Here is a 22,600-nt window from a genome sequence, read left to right as displayed (position 1 = left end):
TATTATTTATAAGCATAAGCAAACAAACTTTCATTCATTTAATAATTTGAATATTGTTAAAAACATGAAATATATAATTTCATCATTTTACTGCAAATAAATGAAAGAAAAGATTCATGAAATATATTAGCACAAGAGGTAAAGCCCCTATTCTAGGCTTTACTGAAACAATCATGACTGGTTTAGCTCATGATGGTGGACTTTATCTACCAGAAAATTTTCCTCAATTATCACCTAATGCATTACGAGCGCTTCGCGGTCAATCCTATGCGACAATTGCTAAAACAATTCTTTGGCCTTTTGTAAATAATGAAATCGAATATACAGCTTTTGAAAATATGATTGCTGAATCTTATGCCACTTTTAATCACCCTGCAATCTGTCCATTGCTACAAACTAAAACAGATGAATTTATCCTTGAACTTTTTCATGGTCCTACTTTGGCATTTAAAGATGTTGCAATGCAGTTTCTTTCTAGATTAATGGATTACGTTCTCACTAAAAAAAACAAACGAGCAACAATTATTGCTGCCACATCAGGTGATACTGGGGGTGCGGCAATACAAGCCTTCGCTGGAAGAAAACATTCAGACGTTTTCATTTTGTTTCCCAAAGGACGCGTATCACCTATTCAACAAAGACAAATGACGACTAATCAAAGCAGTAATGTTCATGCCATTGCTATTGACGGAAACTTTGATGATTGCCAGGCACTTGTCAAAGCAATGTTTAACGATCATAATTTTCGACAAAAAACAGCGCTTTCAGGTGTTAACTCTATAAATTGGGCACGTATCATGGCGCAAATTGTTTATTATTTTTCATCTGCACTCTCCCTTGGTGCTCCTGATAGAGCCGTCTCATTTACTGTTCCTACTGGAAATTTCGGTGATATTTTTGCAGGTTATGTTGCAGCCCGTATGGGATTACCAATCGCAAAGCTCATCATTGCAACGAATGATAATGACATTCTCGCACGCACATTAACCAGCGGTATTTATGAAACACAACCAATAATCCACACAACATCACCGTCCATGGACATTCAAGTCTCTTCTAATTTTGAACGCTTGCTCTTTGAAAGTGGCGAACGTGATCCTGTATGGATTCGCTGTGCAATGGAAAACTTAAGAAAATCAGGATGTTTCCATCTTGATGAAAAACAGCTTAAAAATATTCGTTCTCTATTTTCTGCTGGAAAAAGCAACATAGCTGAAACAGCTCAAATGATTGACCATGTTTATAAAGAAAGCAGCTATCTCGCTGATCCACACACAGCTGTTGCTCTTAAAGTAGCACGCGAAAATAAGCAACCACATATTCCAATGATCGTCCTTGCCACCGCTCATCCTGCTAAATTTCCTGATGCTATCAAAAATGCCTGTGGAATTAATGCCCCCACTCCATCCTATATCAACGATTTAATGAAACGCGAAGAACGTTTTATAAGTCTTGCGAATGATGAAAAAATAGTAAAAGATTATATTTCTTTAAAATCGCGTGCATCTTATTGAAGTTAGCTGCATTGAGTCAAATCAACAATATTCCAATATCCTTAACAATAAGGTATTTGGCTTATTTAATGGAGTCATAAACACATGCGTGTAGATATCAGTCGCCTTAGTAATGGTTTGACTATCGCCACACATACAATGCAACAAATTGAAAGTGTAGCGCTCGGAATTTGGGTTAAAGTTGGCTCACGCAATGAAACCTATACACAACATGGTATCGCTCATCTTCTCGAACATATGGCTTTCAAAGGAACGGAAAACCGTACAGCCTTTCAGATTGCAACTGATATTGAAGATGTTGGCGGTGAAATCAATGCTACGACCAGTACTGAAACAACTGCTTATTTTGCACGTGTCCTTAAAAATGATGTGCCGCTTGCTATTGATATTCTCGCTGATATTTTGATGTGTTCAAAATTTGATGAAAATGAACTAGAACGGGAAAAACAGGTGGTTTTTCAAGAAATTGGTGCCGCTCATGATGTCCCTGATGATATTGTTTTTGATCACTTTACTGAAACAGCTTTTCGTCACCAGGCTCTTGGTCGTTCTATTCTAGGGACTCAGAAAACAATTCAATCATTTACATCTGCTGACCTCCATAATTTCATGAATCAGCAGTATAGTGCAGACCGTATGATCGTCGTTGCAGCAGGAGCTGTAAAGCACAAAGATTTTCTGCAAGAGGTTGAACAGCGCCTTAGCACTTTTCGTCCTCATGCAACAGCACCACTGACAACTCTTGCTAATTATGTTGGTGGAGACTTTCGTGAATATCGCGATTTAATGGACACACAAGTGGTTCTTGGTTTTGAAGGGCGCGCTTATCACGCACGTGACTTTTATACGGCTCAAATTCTTTCAATTATACTTGGCGGAGGTATGTCATCACGTCTCTTCCAAGAGGTGAGAGAAAAGCGGGGATTATGCTATTCTATTTATGCTTTTCATTGGGGATTTTCAGATACTGGACTTTTTGGAATTCATGCCGCCACTGAACAAAAAAAACTAAAAGAACTCCTTCCTGTAATTCTTGATGAGCTTTCTAAAGCTAGCAAAAATATTCATGCCAATGAGCTTCAACGAGCACAAGCGCAATACCGCGCTAACCTCACAATGTCACAGGAAAACCCATCTAGTCAAGCACATCTCATTGCTCGCCAAATGCTTCTTTACGGTCGACCAATTCCAATATCCGAAACAATGGAACGCTTAGATCTCATTACTCCTGCAAGATTAACTGATTTAGCGCATCGCCTTTGTCTTCATTCTACTCCAACATTAGCTGCTGTCGGACCTGTTGGTCCCCTTATGAATTTTGATGATTTAACATCAATTCTTCATACAAAAAGCAAGATTAAACAAAGTTTTCCCTGAGAATTTCGCACATATTGGAGATATAAGCCTTTATAAAACAGCTCACTCATAATATACAAAGATTTTATAATAAAATTTACCATGAAAGTTCTTTTCACTAAATAAGTTTGGGAAATATTTATTAAAGAGCTGTACAAAACTACCAAACCCCTGCTTCATGTGATAAAGTAATTGGTAAGCGAAGTTATCTCTATGAAATGTGAAAACCCATGGTTTAGTTTTGCCCTACAAAAATATAAAAATCTATCAGATACAAACTTCACTAAAGCAAATGAGAGATTAATATGTTTTTGTATAACATCTTATAACTTTTCAAAAGAAAATAATAACCGCTTGTTATGTAGAAGAAATTATAAAGGTGGACGTTTTTTCTCGAAAATCTAGATTGAAATTAAATATTCTATAATACTGAGAGTGGGACATTGTGAAGAGTTTGCGTAAAATCATTGACATCATTTTCATTGTAATTGTCAGTTCTTTTATCCACCCTACGTTAGCGCATGCAATCGAACCAGTTAAAATTTCTTCTCAAGATGCAGCTCTTGATCTTTCAAAAGCAATAAAAATTTATCATACAAACGATACTATTTTTCAAACAAGTACAGCACCTGGACCAGATGGTATTGTATGGCGTATTGAGGTCCAAGCAAAAAGCGAAAATTTTTCTGGGAATTGGGCAGTCTTTTCCCTTGCAAATCCAACAGACGAACAAATCGACCGTCTTATTGTTGCCCCGCATTATCGTATGGCTCATTCAGGATTTCTTTGGCCAGACCTCGGATCAGCGCGGATTCAATCTATTACCCCAAGTGAGGGCTTTTCTCTCGATCGTCAAGCGAGTGCAAACTCTGATATCTTTCGTATTACACTGAACCCTGGTGCTGTCGTTACATTTGTTGCTGAACTTAACTCTGGAAATCTACCACAAATCTATTTATGGCAACCTGAAGCCTATAAAGATGCAATCAATTCTTATACACTTTATCATGGTATTCTTCTTGGTATATCTGGTCTTTTAGCCCTCTTGTTAACCGTTCTTTTTGTCGTTCGCGGAACAGGACTCTTTCCTGCAACAGCGGCTATCGCTTGGGCCGTACTCTTTTATATTGGCATAGACTTTAACTTTTTAAATAAATTCTTTGCAATTAATTTAACAACGCAACCGATCTGGCGTGCTGGTACAGAAGTAGCGCTTGCCGCTACACTTTTCATTTTCCTTTTTACCTATCTATGCCTTAACCGTTGGCACTATCACTTCAGTTATGGTGCAATCATATGGACCATCGCTCTTTGTGCTTTGGGAACATTTGCTATTTATGATCCAACCAGAGCTGCTGGAATTGCTCGTCTGTCTTTTGGACTTACCGCCATACTTGGTATAATTTTAATCAGCTATTTTTCGATCCGAAGCTATGACCGCGCAATCATGCTTATTCCAACATGGCTGCTCATTAGCTTCTGGTGTGTTGGAGCTTATGCCTGCATAGCAGGGTATTTAAATAATGATATTATCCAGCCAGCGTTAGCAGGGGGATTGGTCCTCATTGTCCTTCTTATTAGCTTTACTGTCTTGCAGCAAACTTTTTCCAATGATGCTTTCCATGAAGGAATATTTTCTGACCTTGAACAACAAGTTCTTGCAGCAAAAGGAGCTGGTAACATTATTTGGGACTGGAATGTTGAGCGTGATCGCATTGTTGTACACCCCAATATGGCAACCCTTTTTGGGGCTGAAACCCACAAACTCAATGGTCCTATGCGCAACTGGATTTCAGCATTGCACCACGATGATCGTGAGCGCTTTCAAGCCATATTGGACATTATTCTTAAAAACAAAAAAGGGCGGATTGATCAAGTTTTTCGGCTCTCTTCTGGTGGTGGTTATTATCATTGGTTCTCTCTTCGTGCACGACCAGCTATGCAAAAAGATGGAAAAATTACGCGTGTCATTGGAACAATTGTTAATATTACCAACCACAAAAAAGCTGAAGAACGTTTGTTGCACGATGCTATTCACGACAGCTTAACAGGACTTCCTAACCAACAAATTTTCTTCGACAGGCTACAAAACTATACTTCTTTGGCTAAAGCAAATATCCAAATTAGACCAACTGTCTTTATGATTGACTTTGATAATTTCCGTCAAATTAATCGCAAATTAGGCATAGCTGTTGGTGACACTGTATTACTCGTCACAGCACGCCGTTTAAGCCGCCTCATTAATTTTCAAGATACCTTATCACGTCTTTCCGCTGACCGTTTTGCAATTATTTTACTTAGTGAAACTGAACCCCAGAAAATTGCAGCATTTGCAGATCATCTGCACAAAACAATTTCTGCACCTATTTCACTTACAGAAAAAAAAATAATGCTTTCAACATCAATTGGACTCGTCACATGGAGTGAAAGTAGGTCCACCGCTAAAGATATTTTAGATGATAGTGAACTAGCAATGATCCGCGCAAAACAAATGGGGGGTAACCATATTGAACCTTTTCGCCCCAATTTTCGCACTTTAGGCATCGAACATAATACTATGGGGAAAGATATTCATTACGCCATAAAACGTAATGAAATAAAAATCCTCTACCATCCTATCCTTAATTTATCAGATGGGTACATTATTGGTTTTGAAACAATTGTAGAATGGCATCATCCAAATTATGGAAAATTAAATGTCTCTGATTTTATCAAGATCGTAGAAAATGAACAAATCATTATGGATTTATCACAATTTATTATCGATAATGCCGTCCTTGATCTTACAAATGTACAAGAAAAATTTTCCCAACAATCTTTCTTTATTTCAATTAACTTACCTAGCACAGAGATGGTTCATCCTCGCTTCATCAGTCAATTACGCTCCACTTTACTTCGCCACCCGCTCAATAAAGGGGGCTTGATGATAGAAATATCCGAGTTTGTTTTAAGAAAAAATCCTGAACAATCAGCACACTTTCTTGAACAAGTTAAAGCTCTTGGAATGAATCTTGCACTCGATAATTTTGGAACAGGTTATTCGTCACTGGCTTATCTTGTGCGTTATCCATTCGACATGGTTAAATTGGATCGTTCACTTATCTCTATAGATTCCCTCAAAAAAAAGCTTGTTCTCAAGTCCATTATCAATATGGCAACCGATCTTAATTTGCAAATCATCGCAGAAGGCGTTGAAAATGAAAAAGAAGCAATCTTCCTCCGTCAAGAAGGCTGTAAATATGTTCAAAGCACACTTGTAACTAAGCCAGTTTCTATCGAGGAATTAATCACTCTCGTTCAAAATCATTTTCCTTATATAGCAAAAACATGATGGAAAAGCCGTACAGAGCGGATAGGACATTGTATAAAATCAAAAAACTCGAAATATAAAATAAAATCCTACGCGTGCCCCATTTCAGAAGTGAGATGTGTTGGGTTAATCCCCATGCGGAGTAAGCTTTCATTATATTTGCAGCTTAAATCACTTTCAAAAAGAAAACTAGGTGATGTAGAGCTAATTAACCAACCATTTGTAGAAATTTCTGCCTCGAGCTGTCCAGCTTTCCATCCAGCATAACCTAATGCAATCAGTGCATGTTGTGGACCTTGTTCACAACTGATTGCTTTTAATATATCAATCGTTGCAGTAAAACAGATCTTATCTGCAATAGAAACAGTCTCTTCACAAGTATAATCATCAGAATGAAGAACAAATCCCCGTGAAGGATCTACAGGTCCACCATAGCGTACTGGAAACTTTTTTATTGGTTCAGAAAGGCATTTTTTTTGGCCACTGTTTATGACGCCAAGATGAAACAAAAGCTCTGGAAAATCAATATGGTGCAATTGATTGAGAATAATCCCCATAGCACCAGCATCAGAATGCGCGCAAATATAAATAACAGAACGCATAAAGCGTTTGTCATTCATCCCTGGCATTGCTATAAGCAACTGTCCCCCCAAAAAGCCATTACACTGCTTCATCAATCTGTTATTCTCCATAATTTACATGATAAAATTCACTCTAGTTAGTACAACAGGAAAATAAAGCTCCAATGAAAAAAATCCAAACATTTACAAGTTCACAAAATAGTGTAATTTGCTCTTATAAAAAACTTTTAGTTACTTTAGTCTTAACATTCACAATTTTAGAATTACTCAATTTTCCTATCAGAGCTCAAACAAAACAAAACGCATCTCTTCTTGCAACATCTTGGTATGAATCAGATGGTGGGGGTATCAGATTAGCTATTAGCGAACCCTCTCCTTCTGGAATAAGAGACGGTATTATTGAAATTGCTCTTAAACCAAAATGGAAAACCTATTGGCGTAATCCAGGCAATTCAGGCATAGCAGCATTTTTTCACTTCAACCAACAGGTTTCTTATGAAATCTTTTATCCTACGCCACAGCTCTATGAAACAGAAAATGACTGGTCATTCGGCTATAAAGATAAAGTCGTATTACCTTTCAGGATTTCCGGTTCAAGCAACAATTTAAGTGGTACTTTAACTATTGGATTATGTTACAAAATCTGCCTTCCGTTTACTGTTAATTTTGATTTTTCTCCATCTATTCAAAAAAACAAACGTCTTCCTTTGTCCTTGTTAAAGGAAGCTCAAGATGCCTTACCCCGTACAACGCATCATGAAATTAAAATAAACGCTGAAAAAAAGATAAACACTCTCTTTATCAAAATACACAATAATTATGAAATTCCCCCTCATTCTCTCTTTTTAGATGGAGGAGAAATGCAAATTGGACCAGCAAAAAAAGTAAGTGAAAACACCAACTATACACTCTTTAAGGCTCCAATCTATTTCATGCCAGATGAAGCAAACGACAAAGTTTTTTATACAGTTTCTTTTAAAAATCACGCTTTAAGTGGTACATTTACACTTAATAGATAAACATCCCTACTTAGTATTCGGTAATAAAGAGGAAGGTTTACAGAAAGGGCTATTTCTTAAAATATCCGTTTTGGCGATACTCAGTAATTGCTTTCCGCGCAAGAGCATCTGCCCGTTCATTATCGGGGTGCCCTGCATGCCCTTTTACCCAATGCCATCGAATAGTATGACGAGAACAAACCTCTTCAAGAGCCTGCCACAACTCTTTATTTTTTACAGGACTTTTTGATATAGTACGCCAATTATTCTTCTTCCAACCTTCAAGCCACATAGAGATTCCGTTGCGGACATAAACTGAATCTGTATAAAGATCGATAGAACAAGATTCTTTAAGTGCCTGTAACGCATGAATTGCTGCCATCAGTTCCATTTGATTGTTGGTTGTTTGTATTTCTCCACCATAAAGTTCACGTTCATGTCCATTCCAGCGTAAAATTGCTCCCCATCCTCCGACCCCAGGATTACCGGAACAAGCACCATCTGTATAAATTTCAACGACTTTTTGTTGATTTAACATACAATTTACAAACCTAGTTCACTCAATGAACTTATATTACTGAAAAAACAAAGCTTATGCCAATATTCCCATGGATCTTTCTTAACGACAAAGCTCTCTGGTGGTGTATAAAACCAATCATAAAGGCGTGTGAGTAAAAAACGTAAAGAAGCACCACGCGCTAATAAAATCATGGTTTTCATTTCTAAAAGTGTTAAAGGTCTTATTTTTTGATAATTTTCTAATAACCTACGTGCTTTACTAAGATTATAGGAATGATCCTGTTCAAAGCACCAAGCATTCAAACAGATAGCCAAGTCATAAGCAAAAAAATCATTACACGCAAAATAGAAGTCTATAACACCAGAGAGACGATGATTCAAAAAAAAGACATTATCATTAAATAAATCAGCGTGAATGATCCCTGTTGGTAAATTTGATGGCCAATTTTCTTGTAAAAAAGACAATTCCCTATTAATTTTTTGCTCAAGCTCTTTTAACAATCTATCTTTGCTCTTTTTGCACTGTTCCCACAATAATTTCCAACCCATAACAGAAAGAGTATTTTTACGGCTAAGTGTAAAACCCTGTCCTGCTAAATGCAATTTTGCTAAACTCGTTCCTACCTCGCCACAATGACATATCTTGGGCTGACGAATCCACATTCCTTCCAGAAAAGTAATAATAGCAGCAGGGCGCCCTGCTAATTCACCAATCATTGTCCCATCGTTTCGCACGACTGGTTGAGGGCAAGGAATTCCACGCTGCCTTAAATGCAGCATAAGATTGCAAAAAAAAGGTAAATCATCTTTTGAAATACGTTTTTCATAAAGTGTTAGAACAAATCTCCCTTCTGTCGTATACAGCATAAAATTAGAATTCTCGATTCCCTCCGCTATCCCTTGATAAGATAAAAGTGAGCCAACCGAATAACGTGACAAAAATACCTTCAAATCATTTGGATGAATATTTGTATAAACTGCCATTATTTTGCTTTCGTTATAGGAGATCCTGTTTTTTTGTTTTTCAGTATCTCAGCTTGGCCATTAACAAAAGCCGTATCTTGAGCTGTTAAAGTGACATCACGTAATTCACGACTCACCAAAAATATTTCCGTTTCCACTACAGTTTCAGCCAATTCTATTGTAACATCGTAGCGTGCACGAAAAGCTGAAATAATTTCATCAATAATAATTTCAGGAGCAGAAGCTCCAGCTGAAAGACTTACAACAGAAAGAGCTCCCAAATGATCAAAATCAATTTCATCAACCCGCTGAACTAAAACAGCCTGTTGCGCACCAGATCTTTCAGCAACCTCTACTAAGCGTCGCGAATTAGAAGAGTTCGGCGCTCCAACAATCAAAAATAAATCGCTTCCCATTGCTGCTGCTTTAACAGCATCTTGTCGATTCGTGGTAGCATAACAAATTGATTCAGCAGCTGGTGATTCTAATGCAGGAAAACGTCGTTGTAAAACATCAAGAATCTCTGCTGTATCCTCAACAGAAAGTGTTGTTTGTGTCACAAATCCTAATTTATTCGGATCATTTGGTTGATAATGTAAAGCATCTTCAATCGTTTCAATTAATGTCACAGCTCCTTTTTCAAGCTGTCCCATTGTTCCTATCACCTCAGGGTGACCAGAATGACCAATTAATATAACATGACGGCCATGCCGTTGATGCCGTATCGCTTGTTTATGAACCTTGGAAACCAACGGACATGTTGCATCAAGATAAAACAAATTATAGCGACGCGCTTCTTCTGATACAGATTTTGGCACACCATGGGCAGAAAATACGACAGGCTGGTTACGATGTTCCTCTGGAATCTCATCAAGTTCTTCAACAAAAACAGCCCCACGTTGCTGCAATCCTTCAACTACATAGCGGTTGTGAACAATTTCATGACGAACGTACACTGGAGCACCATATTTTTTTAATGCAAGAAGAACAATTTGAATAGCGCGATCAACCCCTGCACAAAATCCACGTGGTCCGCAAAGACGCATTGTTAAAGGAGGAAGTAAAGACATAAATCATCCTTAATATCTATAATTTTCACAATAGTTTCAAACAGGTTATTGTCCAGACTATTGTTATGCATGATATAAACGATATAAAGAAAAAAACTGCGAAATACTACCTTCCTCGAGAATAGGATCATATTTGGTTCTCTCTTAGCATATATTCTTCAGGAAAAGTTATTTTTAATTCGCTTTTTTATTGCACTGTTCTAGATGAAAACAAAATGCCAAACGAGAGCTTCAACTAAAAGAACTCCGAATAAAGCGGCTAAATAAAACAACGAAAAGAAAAACGTCTTTTTTGCCATCAAAATCGTTGCATCATGTGTATCGGCTTTCCATAAACGATACGAAAAACAAATAAAAACAATGCTCAAAATTGTTGAAAAAATGCCATAGGAAATTCCTGCTAAACCAATGACATAAGGTCCAGAAGCACAGATGGCCATAAGGATAGTGTAAAACAAAATCTGTTTTTTTGTTGATTGTTCGCCTCGAACATTAGGCATCATAGGAATACCCGCTGCATCATAATCAAGAGATGAAAATAAAGAAAGAGACCAAAAATGTGGTGGAGTCCACATAAAAATGATTAAAAATAATAAAAAACTCTCAATACTCACTGTCCCTGTTGTTACAGCCCATCCAATCATTGGTGGGAAAGCTCCAGATGCTCCACCAATAACAATATTTTGTGGCGTTATGCGCTTTAGCCAAATTGTATAGATAACGACATAAAAGAAAATTGTGAATGCAAGAAAAAGGGCTGCAAACCAATTAATACAGATTCCCATAATTAACACAGAAAAAACAGAAAAAAACATGCCAAAAACAAACGCATGTTTGGAGCTGATTTTACCGGTGGGAATAGGACGATTTTTGGTACGTTCCATCACTGCATCAATGTCAGCATCATACCACATATTAAGCGCTCCCGCACCACCACCACCTAGAGCAATACACAAAATGGCTAAAAAACCATACAATGGACTAATCGGAACTGGAGAGAGAACAAGTCCAACTAGAGCTGTAAATACGACAAGTGACATAACCCGTGGTTTTAATAACGTGATATAATCACCAATACCCGATTTTGGCGGAATTGATTTACCACTTGCAGCCGACAATTCTCCTGAAATAGACATTCCACTCAAAAACCTTTTTCATTTCTATCATCCACAAACAAATACTGTCTAGCATAAGAAAAAAACCAATTAATAGTACAATGATTTTTGAAAACATATAAAATACCTCTCCCCTTCTCAAATAGGTCAAAATATTTGCAACATTTTAACACATTATTATTTTAGCATATTATTTCTCATACGACCAGCTTACTATATACATCATACCAAACATCATAAAGCAACGCTAAAAGTCTTGTCCTCCTCTATGACATAGACATACTCTTTTATTTTGTGCATACGGATTAATATGTTTGGGAAGATAATGGTTTTATGGTACAATTTCGGCTTGAGAATTCTTTTTTATACAAAGCTATGCATAATAATGTAATGATACGGTGGTTAGGGTTTTCTGTGATACTTTATAAATTGATTAAAAAAACTTTCTCTGTTGGTATTATCTATACACTCTGTAATATTTCTACACAGGCACAAACACCTCATATGCAAGATGTTCCTGTTCCACAAACCTATGGTGCATGGACAAAAGTCTGCTCTTTACCACCAGGAACGCCTAATCTGCAATGTGAGATTGTACAAAATGTACACACACAAGATCGCTATGACATTACGCTGCGCGTTACCTTCTATAAACTCCCTAAAAATCAGGGGGCTTTGATGCGTGTTTTTGTTCCAATCCGTGTTGAGTTACGCCCTGGTGTTGGACTTAAAATTGATGATAAAAATATGGGAAGACTAGAATATCGTCGTTGTCTTGGTGATACTTGTGTTGCTGAAGCGATTCTTAAAGAAGACATATTACAGCTCTTTTTTAAGGCAAAAATGGCAACTTACTTTATTTTTACAACTCCTGAGCAAGCTGTTGGAGGCGTCATTGATCTCCAAGGTCTTCATCAAGCCTATGTAACTTTACCAACATAAATAAAATTTATGCACATTGAATGATTAAACCCTCAGAACACACTCAACAGTTTCTAAAAAAGATAAAAGGAAATCTTCCAAGTACTCATGAAAATAGGATAGCTCTTATGAAATCACTGATTGAACAGTTTGATATTGCTTCATCTAAAGTGCAATCACTTGTACAAGAAACGCTTCATCATGCTGATGATGGCGAGCTCTACCTTGAATATACAGAAAGCGAAACGCTTTTATTTGATAATGGACAACTTAAAAACGGCTCATTTCATCAAGATATGGGATTTGGTCTGCGGGTTGTTGCGGGGGAAGCTACTGGATATGCGTACTCTAGTGAATTATCAGCCGCTGCTCTCAAACGTGCCAGTGAAGCAGCTAAAGCTGTTACCTATAATAATCAAGCGGAATCTTATAGCGCAGCGCCTCAACAAACAAATAAAAAACTTTATCAACCACATAATCCCCTTGAGACTCCATCATTTGAAGAAAAAAGTGCTCTTTTACAAAAAATTGATACTTATTTACGTGCAAAAAATGATAAATTGCATCAAGTTACAGTTTCTCTTGCGGGGTCACTGCAACACGTCGAAATTTTACGCGCAGATGGTCATTTGATTCGTGATACTCGTCCTCTTGTGCGGCTTGCTATATCTGTCGTTGCTGCTGAAGGTAGTCGGCGTGAAAATGGCTTTTATGGATGTGGAGGACGACAAGCATTTAGCCAATTCATTCATGAAGAAAATTGGAAAATGGCTGCTGATGAAGCTTTGCGTATGGCTCTCATAAACTTAGAAGCAGAATCAGCACCAGCAGGAACATTCGATGTTGTTTTAGCCAATGGATGGCCAGGTGTTATGCTTCATGAAGCCGTAGGTCATGGTTTAGAAGGTGATTTTAACCGCAAAAGAACCTCTGTTTTTGCCGGACTTTTGGGTCAACAAATTGCTGCCAAAGGTGTTACAGTTGTTGATGATGGTACAATTCCCCAATGCCGTGGTTCACTCACTGTCGATGATGAAGGAACTCCATCAGGATATAATGTTCTTATTGAAGATGGAAAACTTATCGGTTTTATGCAAGATAGGCTAAATGCAAGGCTTATGGGGGTTAATCCAACCGGAAACGGACGGCGTGAATCCTATGCACATGCACCAATGCCGCGGATGACCAATACGATCATGCTAGGAGGCGATAAAACACCTGAAGAAATTCTATCCTCATTAAAAAGCGGTATTTACGCGGTTTCATTTGGTGGAGGACAAGTTGATATCACTTCTGGAAAATTTGTCTTTGAATGCACTGAAGCGTACAGAGTAGAAAATGGCAAAATTGTAGCACCTATTAAAGGAGCAACCCTTATCGGAAACGGTCCAGATGCCATGAAACGTATTACAATGATTGGCAATGATAGCAAACTTGATAATGGTATCGGTATGTGCGGAAAAGCTGGACAAAACGTTCCTGTTGGCGTCGGGCAACCTCATCTGCGAATTAATAATATGACAATTGGTGGAACAGCACTTTCATAAAATATGCCAATTCAACTTAATTAAGAAAATCTCAATAAAATATAAAAGAGCTTTTTGATTGAGTCTAAAGTTTCCACGTCGCTTTTGCTTTGCGTTTACTCAAAACAGCAACAATTTCAACATGTGGTGACCATAAAAATTGATCAATCGGTACAATCTGTTCTACTGTATAACCACCCGCAATAAGAAGAGATAAATCGCGAGCAAATGTGATAGGATTGCATGAAATAGCTACTATACGAGGGACTGTTGTCTTCGCTAATTCACGGACTTGTTGTTCTGCACCAGCACGTGGAGGATCAAAAACAACAGAATCAAAACACTCAAGTTCCTTCACCGAAAGTGGACGGCGAAAAAGATCGCGTTTTTCACATGTTACTGATTTTAAACCAGTTGCAAAATGTGCTGCTCGCTCTAAATTTGCTAATGCTTTCTCATCATTTTCTACCGCATGGACATTCAGCTTTTTGGCCATGCGGAATGTGAATGTTCCTATCCCAGAAAATAAATCAAGAGCATTCTTTGCTTTTTTTAAATGAGACAAAATAATATTGCCCATTATATTTTCTGCTTCAAGAGTTGCTTGGAGAAACCCACCGGTAGAAAACTCAACACAGATATCTTCAAAGTAAATCAATGGTTTTTCTTGTTCAACCAAAACTTCACCTTCAAGCGACAACCGCGTAATACCGTATGAAAGGGCTGCATATACCATTTTCTGTCGAAGTGACTCATGGCGTATAACAAAACCCTTTAAAGCAACATCTAAACCATTCTCAACCTGTGTTATCGTTATACGAAAACGTTTTACATGGTTGCTTAGAAGAGCACAAAGCCCCCTGATATCATCTAGTTTAGACATAATTTCTGGACAGCTTACTGGACATTCCTCAACAGCTACAATTTCATGAGAGAGATGACGATTAAAACCGACTCTATAACCTTGTGGTGTCATGACTGCTGTTAGAGTAATACGCCGGCGACTATAGGGCTTACATTCTATTAAAGGTGAAACAATAACATCAAGTCCATACTCTTGAAGCGCGTCAACAACCAGTTGTCGTTTCCATATATGATAAACATCAGCCCGCCAATGCTGAAGTGCGCATCCGCCACATTCTCCAAAATGCTGACAAAGAGCATCAATACGTTCTGGCGATTTTTCTTTTAATGCTATAACATTAGCATATTTTCCATGGATTGCGATCTCAGCATGCTCTCCTGGTAAAGTAAAAGGAACATAAAGCACGCCATCTAATGATTTGATCACACCATTACCATTCGCCCCAATATAATCGATTATGGCATTATGATTCACGCGCATTTTTCTCCAAATAATAAATATTCTAAATTCCCACCACTCCCTGTAATTGGTGAGAGAAGTAAATCTTTTGCCTTCCATCCTCTTTGCGTATTTAACCAATCAAAGAGCTCTTCAGCAGTCTCTTTAGCCATTGATGGATCTTTCAATACCCCACCCTTACCAAGGTGTTTACGGCCAACCTCAAATTGAGGCTTTACCAATAAAACAGCTTGAGCCCCCTTCTTGGCTAAAGATAAAACAGGAGGTAATGCGAGTTTAAGAGAAATAAAGCTGACGTCTGAAACGATCAGATCAATTACCCGCCCACCTAAATGTTCTCGTTGCAGATCTCTAACATTTAAACCTTCTAATAAGGTTATCGCATTATTACCAGATAAACGTTTATCCAATTGATGATGACCAACATCAACAGCAATAACATGAGCAGCACCACGTTCTAAAAGAACCTGTGTAAAACCACCTGTCGATGCCCCAATATCAATGGCAATGACTTTATCCGTTATAATCGGAAATGTATCGAGTGCACTCATCAATTTTAACGCTGCACGCGAAACGTAATTCTGCGCTGGATCGCAAACGACAATCTCAGCGTTATCAGAAATGAGTTGCCCAACCTTTAAAATGACTTCACCATTTACTTTAACAGTTTTGCGCACAATAGCATCACGCGCTCGTGAACGAGTCGTAAAAAAGTGTTTTTCAACTAAAAGAACATCAAGCCTTTTCTTAACGTCCATCTCATACTCAAAATTTCTGCACTGTCCGAATTTTTCGTCCCAAAGCAGTAAAAACTGTCTTCACAATACCAACACTATCAAGTCCTATACGCGACAGAACTTTCTCTGGTGAACCATGATTTAAATATTCATCAGGAAATTTTAATGTGCGAACTTTCAAACCACGTTCTAAAAGCCCTTCTTGCGCTAAAAATTGTAATAAGTGTGCTCCAAATCCACCTATTGCACCTTCCTCAATTGTTACTAAGACTTCATGCTCACGTGCCAAACGACGCATCAAATCCTTATCCAAAGGTTTTACAAACCGTGCATCTGCAACTGTCGTAGACAGCCCCTCCGCATCCAACGCCTCAGCAGCGACCAACACTTCCGACATTCGCGTTCCAAAACAAACCAATGCTATTCTTGTTCCTTCTCGCAGAATACGCCCTTTTCCAATCTCTAATAAGTCACCGCGCTGTGGTAAATCTATTCCAATACCTTCACCACGCGGATAACGAAAAGAAATTGGCCCCTCATCATAAGCTGCAGCGGTACGAATCATATGCATCAGTTCGATTTCATCAGAAGGTGCCATAACCACAAACTCAGGAAGCGTAGCCAAAAAAACAATATCAAAACTGCCAGCATGCGTTGCACCATCTGCTCCAACAAATCCCGCTCGATCAATTGCAAAGCGCACGGGTAACTTTTGAATTGATACATCATGGATAATCTGATCATAAGCGCGTTGTAAAAAAGTAGAATAAATTGCAACGAAAGGCTTATACCCCTCACAAGCAATACCAGCAGCAAAGGTTACCGCATGCTGTTCAGCAATACCAACATCAAACATTCTTTCAGGAAATTTCTCAGCAAAAGCATCAAGTCCTGTGCCCGTAGGCATAGCCGCCGTTATACTAACAATCTTATCATCATGGCAAGCTTCTTCTATTAAAGCTTTAGAAAATACCTTCGTATAGGGAAGAACATTGCTTTGTGCTTTAACCTGTTTTCCTGTTGTAATATCAAAACGATTCACACCATGATATTTATCAGATGATGCTTCTGCAGGTGCGTATCCTTTCCCCTTATGTGTAACCACATGCACCAAAACAGGACCATTGGAATATTCACGAATATTTTTAAAAACAGGCAACAAATGCTTTAAATTGTGACCATCTATGGGACCAACATAGTAAAAACCAAGCTCTTCAAATAAAGTTCCCCCAACCAAAAAACCACGGGCAAATTCCTCTGAAAGACGTGCTTTATCTAAAAAAAATTTAGGCAATTTTTCGCCTAATCCCTTTATCCGTTCGCGTAAACTACGATAAGCAGGCCGAGAAACTAATCGTGCAAGATGCGCGCTCATAGCACCTGTAGGTGGTGCAATAGACATATCGTTATCATTAAGAACAACAATCAAACGCGCATTCAAAGCTCCGGCATTATTCATCGCTTCATAAGCCATACCAGCAGACATAGCACCATCACCAATGACAGCAATGATGTTGCGCCTTTCCTCTGCTTTTAAAGCACTAGCCACAGCCATACCAAGGCCAGACGAAATAGAAGTAGAAGAATGACCGGCACCAAATGGATCATACACACTTTCTGAACGCTTTGTGAAACCTGATAATCCGCCCTCCTGACGCAATGTACGAATTCTCTCTCTACGCCCTGTCAAAATTTTATGCGGATAGGCTTGATGACCAACATCCCAAATAATCCTATCCTCTGGTGTATTAAAAATATAATGCAACGCAACAGTAAGCTCAACAACACCAAGCCCTGCCCCAAGATGCCCCCCTGTTACGGAAACCGCATTAATTGTTTCCGTCCGCAACTCATCGGCTACTCTTACCAAATCAGACTCAGGGAATGCCCGTAAATCATGCGGTAAACAAATACGGTCAAGCAATGGCGTCAATGTCCGTGACAAAAAAAACTCCTTAATATTATCTCATCAAGAGGTGAAATAGTAAGAATATGCCTCCCTTCTATTCATTTATTATTTTGCATATCTTTACTGAAAAACGTTCTTTCTTGATGATAATTTATGGTTTTCCCATGTACTCATTTATTTTATAAAAAGGAACGGATAAAATTCGTTCCTTTAAACTCAATGATGGCTTCTCCTCTTTTGCAATAAATATCCCCAAATTTCCTAAGATTATTCAGAATCAAGAGGCTCTACTCCTTCTGGAAAACCTCCTTCTGAAAGCTGAATTTTTTCAACTTTGGCTTCAGCTACTTTCAAAAGTTTTTCACAGTGTTTTTTAAGAGATTCACCACGCTCATAAATATCAACTGATTGTTCTAAAGGAACATCCCCACGCTCTAAATTTTCAACAATCACTTCAAGTTGCTTTAGCGCTTCCTCAAAGCTTAAGGCTGTAATATCCTCTTTGTTTATCTCTTGTTTCATACATTCCTCACAAGATATATGTTCTGGATATACGAATTCCAAAACCTTTTAAACCTACATAATGATACTCTTTAGAAGCATAAACAATAACAGAACGAATCCCCAAATGTTTTAAAATTTGTGATCCTAAACCAATTTGGCGCCATTCTTCTTCACGTTTAATTGCCTGCATGTGATTTTCTGAACCTTCTTTCACTCTCTCTTGAATGCCTGTAGCTGATTGTACACCAACAGATCCCTCACGCAAATAAACAAACACACCACGTTTTTCTTGTTTTATCATACGCTGTATGTTGGCTGTTATATCTGAAGATTGAGAAAAAACATCGTTTATAACGTTTTCACGATACAAACGCACGGGAATATCTTCACCGTCACTGATATCACCAAAAATGATCGCGATATGCTGAACAGTTTCCCAAGGAAGTTGATAACTTTGAGCAATAGCTGGCCCTACTGATGTTTCAATATGCATTTCTCCAACATGCCTGACCAACATTTCCTTACGTTGACGATAAGCAATAAGATCTGCAACCGTTATTATATGCAATCGATGATCTTGCGCAAATTTTGCAATCTCATCTCCATTTTTAACACTCCCATCATCATTGACTAACTCACCGATAACACCAACCGGCGGCAAACCAACTAATTTACATAAGTCAACGGCTGCCTCTGTATGTCCTGAACGCATAAGCACCCCCCCTTCATGCGCAATCAAAGGAAAAACATGTCCTGGACGGATAAAATCGTCGGGACCAGCATTCGAATTAGCAAGATTACGCACCGCTAATGTACGGTCATGCGCTGAAATCCCCGTTGTTATTCCATGTTTAAAATCAACAGTGACAGTAAACTGGGTACGATGTGCTGAATTATTATCTGGAACCATAGGAACAAGATTAAACCGCTCTGCTTCTTCTTTTGGTAGAGGAGCACAAATAATACCCGTTGTATGACGAATAATAAATGCCATTTTTTCTTCTGTGCAATGAGCAGCAGCAACCGTTAAATCACCTTCATTTTCACGGTCATCATCATCGGTAACAACAATAATTTCACCGCATTCAAAAGCACGAAGTGCAGCCACAATTTTTTTTTCGTCATACGCCATTATTCACCTTTCAAATGATCCCACCTGACCGCGATGCCTTAAATAATGGTCAGCAAGAACACAAGCGACCATTGCTTCACCAACAGGAACAGCACGAATCCCAACACAAGGATCATGACGTCCTTTCGTTACAACATTCACTTCATTACCACCAACATCAATCGAACGACGAGGTGTTAAAATGGATGAAGTAGGTTTAACAGCAAAACGTGCAACTATCGGCTGTCCACTCGATATTCCACCTAAAATACCGCCGGCGTGATTGGATAAAAAGAATGGTTTTCCATCATTTCCCATTCGCATTTCATCTGCATTTTCTTCTCCTGTTAAGTGAGCTGCTGTAAAACCATCACCTATTTCTACTCCCTTCACCGCATTAATAGACATGAGTAATGAGGCAATATCCTGATCAAGTTTTGCATAAATAGGTGCTCCTAAACCTGCAGGAACATTTTCTGCAACAATTTCAACAACAGCACCAACAGATGAACCATTTTTACGTATTTTATCTATATAATCACTAAAAACCTGCACCATCTCTGCATCAGGCGTAAAAAAAGGATTGTTATCAACCTCTGACCAATTCCAATGATCACGATTAATCGTATAGGGACCAATTGCTATAATAGCTCCCCGTACAATTAAATTAGGAATAATTTTACGAGCAATAGCACCTGCTGCAACACGTGCTACTGTCTCACGTGCTGAAGCACGTCCGCCACCTCGAAAATCACGGATACCATATTTAACATTATAAGTATAATCTGCATGACCAGGACGATATTGTTGAGCAATCGAACTGTAATCCTTAGAACGTTGATCCGTATTTTGAATCAACAGAGAAATTGGTGTTCCTGTTGTCACCAATGTTGTTTCATCATCCTGAACAACAACTCCTGAAAGCACCTCTACTTGATCTAATTCTCGGCGCTGTGTTGTATATTTGGATTGTCCCGGCCTGCGCTTATCAAGATAGGCTTGAATTTCTGCAACAGTAAAAACAATCCCTGGGGGACACCCATCAATGACACACCCAAGAGCAGCACCATGACTTTCACCCCATGTTGTTACACGAAACAAATGACCAAATGTATTATGCGACATGAAAAATGACCCGTTTCTCCGTCAAATATACGTAACTAAAGCCCATGTTGAGTTGTACAAAAACACTCCCTTTTCAAAAACACCATTGGCCGTTTTAAATTCGGTCAAATCACCGCTGTCAAATAAGGTCTCATAAACCAAGCTCTATTCTTTAACGACGGAAATGTCTGGTGCATCAACAGCTTTCATACCTATAACATTATAACCTGAATCCACATGGTGCACTTCACCCGTAACAGAACGAGACAAATTGGAAAGAAAATAGAGAGCAGAATCACCTACTTCTTCAATTGTCACCGTACGGCGCAAAGGAGCATTATATTCATTCCATTTTAAAATATAACGAAAATCACCAATGCCAGAAGCAGCTAACGTTTTGATTGGTCCAGCAGATATAGCATTAACACGAATACGCTTAGGACCTAAATCTACTGCTAGATATTTCACACTCGCCTCAAGAGCTGCTTTTGCAACTCCCATCACATTATAATTAGGAACAACCTTTTCTGCACCATAATAGCTCAGTGTTAGAATTGAACCGCCATCCGACATCAATTTCTCTGCACGTTTAGCGAGAGCCGTTAAGGAATAAACGGAAATATTCATGGTCATCATAAAATTTGATTCGCTAATATCAATATAACGACCGCTTAATTCATCTTTATCAGAAAAACCAATAGCATGTACTAAAAAATCGAGCTTGCCCCATTTCTTCTCTATGACTTTAAAGACCGCATCAATAGATGCACTATCAGAAACATCACAATGACCGCAAACTAACCCTTTTACTTCCTCAGCCAAAGGTTCAACACGCTTTTTCATAGCCTCACCCTGATAGGTAAAAGCAAGTTCCGCACCTGCGTCACTCGCCGCCTTAGCTATACCCCAAGCGATAGAGCGATTATTGGCCAATCCCAAAATTAAACCACGCTTTCCGTACAATAAACCATTACCTTTAGCCATTAGCACTGCCCCATTGTTACTTAAAAAATTAATATTATTTATCTGCCTATGGCATAGGTCAACTTTTTCTTCAAGCAATTGGTTTAAAATCAAACAAAAACTATGCTTTTATATCATTTAAAAATTAATCTTTTTGCATTTGCAAAAATTTTTCTAATGCAGTATCTCTCCCTTCCGGCAACATGATACGAACGTGCACATAAAGATCATCTCTTGTGCTATTTTTTAAACGAAGCCCTTTTCCTTTCAATCGTAAAACACGATCAGAACTTGACCAAGGAGGAATAGTGAGAACCACACGCCCTTCCAAAGTCTCGACTTCTTCTTTTGTTCCCAAAACAGCATGTTTAAGGGGAATAGGTAAATCAAGATGGAGTGCTCTTCCTTCAACCCGAAAACGAGGATGTTTTTGAATCTGGATAGTGATCAACGCATCCCCTGATTTCCCATAAGCGACCTCTTCTCCTTGGCCTTTTAAACGAATAGTTTGACCATTTTCAACATAATCAGGAAGCTTAATTTTTAACCTTTTTCCATTAGGAAAAACAGCTTCCACCTTTTCTGCTCCAACCATCTGCTCTAATGTGATGGAAAGATTGGCACGAACATGAGCTCCTTGTTGAGGATGCGTATGGGGTGCAGAATTTGAAAAGTCCCCTCCTCGCCCAAATAAATCGCGAAAAATATCGCTCGCATCAAAACCTGCACCGCTCGTAGAACCGAACCCAAAACCTTTTGCTCCTCTTGAAAAAGGATTGTGACTCTGACTAAAATTTTCACCAGCACCATAAGCTTGATAAAGTGGTTTTCCTTCCATATCAATTTCACCGCGGTCAAATTGTGCTTTTTTGTCTTTATCACCTATAATTTCATAAGCTTGATTAATTTCAGCAAACTTCTCTTTAGCTTTTATATCATCCATATTGTGATCTGGATGATACTGCTTTGCTAACTTTCTAAATGCTGATTTTATCTCTTGCGGTTTTGCGGTACGTGCCACACCCAAAATCGCGTAAGGATCACGCATATTACCCTCTTTTCAATTTTCTCGTTT

The 22,600-nt window shown here is 38.5% G+C and carries 19 protein-coding genes; 6 read left to right on the top strand and 13 right to left on the bottom strand.

Translation table 11 applies throughout. The features are described 5' to 3' along the window. Nucleotides 1-116: 116 nt before the first annotated feature. The 3 genes from thrC (at nt 117) to AC0QT1_RS05475 (ending at nt 6,201) form a co-directional block, all read left to right on the top strand. On the top strand, nt 117-1,514 hold the full coding sequence (thrC, locus tag AC0QT1_RS05485) for a threonine synthase (protein WP_473200817.1): 1,398 nt from the start codon (nt 117-119) through the stop codon (nt 1,512-1,514). Between the two features lie 84 nt (nt 1,515-1,598). After that, nucleotides 1,599-2,891, top strand: coding sequence for a M16 family metallopeptidase (locus tag AC0QT1_RS05480; protein WP_473200818.1), 1,293 nt, complete (start codon nt 1,599-1,601; stop codon nt 2,889-2,891). Nucleotides 2,892-3,315: 424 nt separating this feature from the next. Beyond that, complete coding sequence (locus tag AC0QT1_RS05475; protein ID WP_473201805.1) at nt 3,316-6,201, top strand: EAL domain-containing protein; 2,886 nt, start codon at nt 3,316-3,318, stop codon at nt 6,199-6,201. 68 nt (nt 6,202-6,269) lie between these two features. Here the strand turns inward: AC0QT1_RS05475 and AC0QT1_RS05470 are convergent, their stop codons facing one another. Then, nucleotides 6,270-6,854 carry a YqgE/AlgH family protein gene (locus AC0QT1_RS05470; protein ID WP_473200820.1) on the bottom strand — a complete coding sequence of 195 codons (585 nt, stop codon included), beginning with the start codon at nt 6,852-6,854 and terminating at the stop codon, nt 6,270-6,272. Nucleotides 6,855-6,925: 71 nt separating this feature from the next. Between AC0QT1_RS05470 and AC0QT1_RS05465 the strand changes: the two genes are divergently transcribed. Further along, on the top strand, nt 6,926-7,780 hold the full coding sequence (locus AC0QT1_RS05465; protein WP_473200821.1) for a protein-disulfide reductase DsbD domain-containing protein: 855 nt from the start codon (nt 6,926-6,928) through the stop codon (nt 7,778-7,780). Nucleotides 7,781-7,829: 49 nt separating this feature from the next. On the opposite strand, the gene rnhA is transcribed toward AC0QT1_RS05465, so the two are convergent. The 4 genes from rnhA to cyoE form a co-directional block, all read right to left on the bottom strand. Continuing rightward, complete coding sequence (gene rnhA / locus AC0QT1_RS05460; RefSeq protein WP_473200822.1) at nt 7,830-8,297, bottom strand: ribonuclease HI; 468 nt, start codon at nt 8,295-8,297, stop codon at nt 7,830-7,832. 5 nt (nt 8,298-8,302) lie between these two features. Further along, nucleotides 8,303-9,262, bottom strand: a complete 960-nt coding sequence (locus AC0QT1_RS05455) for a homoserine kinase (protein ID WP_473201804.1) — start codon at nt 9,260-9,262, stop codon at nt 8,303-8,305. Next, complete coding sequence (gene ispH, locus AC0QT1_RS05450; protein ID WP_473200824.1) at nt 9,262-10,311, bottom strand: 4-hydroxy-3-methylbut-2-enyl diphosphate reductase; 1,050 nt, start codon at nt 10,309-10,311, stop codon at nt 9,262-9,264. The genes AC0QT1_RS05455 and ispH overlap by 1 nt, the downstream gene beginning before the upstream one ends. 200 nt (nt 10,312-10,511) lie before the next feature. Next, nucleotides 10,512-11,447: a heme o synthase gene (gene cyoE, locus AC0QT1_RS05445; protein ID WP_473200825.1), complete on the bottom strand. Its 936-nt coding sequence runs from the start codon at nt 11,445-11,447 to the stop codon at nt 10,512-10,514. Nucleotides 11,448-11,801: 354 nt separating this feature from the next. On the opposite strand from cyoE, the gene AC0QT1_RS05440 reads away from it, so the two are divergent. Both AC0QT1_RS05440 and tldD read left to right on the top strand, forming a co-directional pair. Next, on the top strand, nt 11,802-12,368 hold the full coding sequence (locus AC0QT1_RS05440) for an invasion associated locus B family protein (protein WP_473201836.1): 567 nt from the start codon (nt 11,802-11,804) through the stop codon (nt 12,366-12,368). A gap of 107 nt (nt 12,369-12,475) precedes the next feature. Next, nucleotides 12,476-13,894: a metalloprotease TldD gene (gene tldD, locus AC0QT1_RS05435; protein WP_473201803.1), complete on the top strand. Its 1,419-nt coding sequence runs from the start codon at nt 12,476-12,478 to the stop codon at nt 13,892-13,894. A 64-nt stretch (nt 13,895-13,958) separates the two neighbouring features. Here tldD and AC0QT1_RS05430 read toward each other — a convergent pair whose 3' ends face one another. The 8 genes from AC0QT1_RS05430 to AC0QT1_RS05395 form a co-directional block, all read right to left on the bottom strand. Continuing rightward, on the bottom strand, nt 13,959-15,212 hold the full coding sequence (locus AC0QT1_RS05430) for a class I SAM-dependent RNA methyltransferase (RefSeq protein ID WP_473200852.1): 1,254 nt from the start codon (nt 15,210-15,212) through the stop codon (nt 13,959-13,961). Beyond that, the gene (locus AC0QT1_RS05425) at nt 15,209-15,955 is read right to left on the bottom strand and encodes a TlyA family RNA methyltransferase (protein ID WP_473200828.1); all 747 of its coding nucleotides are present in this window, start codon (nt 15,953-15,955) and stop codon (nt 15,209-15,211) included. The genes AC0QT1_RS05430 and AC0QT1_RS05425 overlap by 4 nt, the downstream gene beginning before the upstream one ends. A gap of 7 nt (nt 15,956-15,962) precedes the next feature. Beyond that, a complete protein-coding gene (gene dxs / locus AC0QT1_RS05420) occupies nt 15,963-17,879 on the bottom strand; it encodes a 1-deoxy-D-xylulose-5-phosphate synthase (protein ID WP_473200829.1) in 1,917 nt (638 codons plus the stop codon). A gap of 231 nt (nt 17,880-18,110) precedes the next feature. Then, on the bottom strand, nt 18,111-18,365 hold the full coding sequence (locus AC0QT1_RS05415; protein ID WP_473200830.1) for an exodeoxyribonuclease VII small subunit: 255 nt from the start codon (nt 18,363-18,365) through the stop codon (nt 18,111-18,113). Nucleotides 18,366-18,372: 7 nt separating this feature from the next. Further along, nucleotides 18,373-19,479 carry a 3,4-dihydroxy-2-butanone-4-phosphate synthase gene (gene ribB, locus AC0QT1_RS05410; protein WP_473200831.1) on the bottom strand — a complete coding sequence of 369 codons (1,107 nt, stop codon included), beginning with the start codon at nt 19,477-19,479 and terminating at the stop codon, nt 18,373-18,375. A 3-nt stretch (nt 19,480-19,482) separates the two neighbouring features. Continuing rightward, nucleotides 19,483-20,583: a chorismate synthase gene (gene aroC, locus AC0QT1_RS05405; RefSeq protein ID WP_473201802.1), complete on the bottom strand. Its 1,101-nt coding sequence runs from the start codon at nt 20,581-20,583 to the stop codon at nt 19,483-19,485. A gap of 144 nt (nt 20,584-20,727) precedes the next feature. Continuing rightward, the gene (gene fabI, locus AC0QT1_RS05400) at nt 20,728-21,546 is read right to left on the bottom strand and encodes an enoyl-ACP reductase FabI (RefSeq protein WP_473200833.1); all 819 of its coding nucleotides are present in this window, start codon (nt 21,544-21,546) and stop codon (nt 20,728-20,730) included. Between the two features lie 124 nt (nt 21,547-21,670). Next, the gene (locus AC0QT1_RS05395) at nt 21,671-22,573 is read right to left on the bottom strand and encodes a DnaJ C-terminal domain-containing protein (protein WP_473201801.1); all 903 of its coding nucleotides are present in this window, start codon (nt 22,571-22,573) and stop codon (nt 21,671-21,673) included. Nucleotides 22,574-22,600 lie beyond the last annotated feature (27 nt).

The organism is Bartonella sp. P12B (assembly GCF_055796185.1).
This window is presented reverse-complemented; position numbering and strand designations above follow the sequence as displayed.

Excerpts from the sequence above, each read along its gene's own strand:
- AC0QT1_RS05440 (WP_473201836.1), top strand. The coding sequence starts at position 11,802 with ATGCATAATAATGTAATGATACGGTGGTTAGGGTTTTCTGTGATACTT.
- AC0QT1_RS05470 (WP_473200820.1), bottom strand. The coding sequence starts at position 6,854 with ATGAAGCAGTGTAATGGCTTTTTGGGGGGACAGTTGCTTATAGCAATG.
- rnhA (WP_473200822.1), bottom strand. The coding sequence starts at position 8,297 with ATGTTAAATCAACAAAAAGTCGTTGAAATTTATACAGATGGTGCTTGT.
- AC0QT1_RS05415 (WP_473200830.1), bottom strand. The coding sequence starts at position 18,365 with ATGAAACAAGAGATAAACAAAGAGGATATTACAGCCTTAAGCTTTGAG.
- ribB (WP_473200831.1), bottom strand. The coding sequence starts at position 19,479 with ATGGCGTATGACGAAAAAAAAATTGTGGCTGCACTTCGTGCTTTTGAA.
- AC0QT1_RS05395 (WP_473201801.1), bottom strand. The coding sequence starts at position 22,573 with ATGCGTGATCCTTACGCGATTTTGGGTGTGGCACGTACCGCAAAACCG.
- AC0QT1_RS05465 (WP_473200821.1), top strand. The coding sequence starts at position 6,926 with ATGAAAAAAATCCAAACATTTACAAGTTCACAAAATAGTGTAATTTGC.
- ispH (WP_473200824.1), bottom strand. The coding sequence starts at position 10,311 with ATGTCTTTACTTCCTCCTTTAACAATGCGTCTTTGCGGACCACGTGGA.
- thrC (WP_473200817.1), top strand. The coding sequence starts at position 117 with ATGAAATATATTAGCACAAGAGGTAAAGCCCCTATTCTAGGCTTTACT.
- AC0QT1_RS05480 (WP_473200818.1), top strand. The coding sequence starts at position 1,599 with ATGCGTGTAGATATCAGTCGCCTTAGTAATGGTTTGACTATCGCCACA.
- AC0QT1_RS05425 (WP_473200828.1), bottom strand. The coding sequence starts at position 15,955 with ATGGACGTTAAGAAAAGGCTTGATGTTCTTTTAGTTGAAAAACACTTT.
- AC0QT1_RS05455 (WP_473201804.1), bottom strand. The coding sequence starts at position 9,262 with ATGGCAGTTTATACAAATATTCATCCAAATGATTTGAAGGTATTTTTG.
- cyoE (WP_473200825.1), bottom strand. The coding sequence starts at position 11,447 with ATGTCTATTTCAGGAGAATTGTCGGCTGCAAGTGGTAAATCAATTCCG.
- fabI (WP_473200833.1), bottom strand. The coding sequence starts at position 21,546 with ATGGCTAAAGGTAATGGTTTATTGTACGGAAAGCGTGGTTTAATTTTG.
- aroC (WP_473201802.1), bottom strand. The coding sequence starts at position 20,583 with ATGTCGCATAATACATTTGGTCATTTGTTTCGTGTAACAACATGGGGT.
- tldD (WP_473201803.1), top strand. The coding sequence starts at position 12,476 with ATGAAATCACTGATTGAACAGTTTGATATTGCTTCATCTAAAGTGCAA.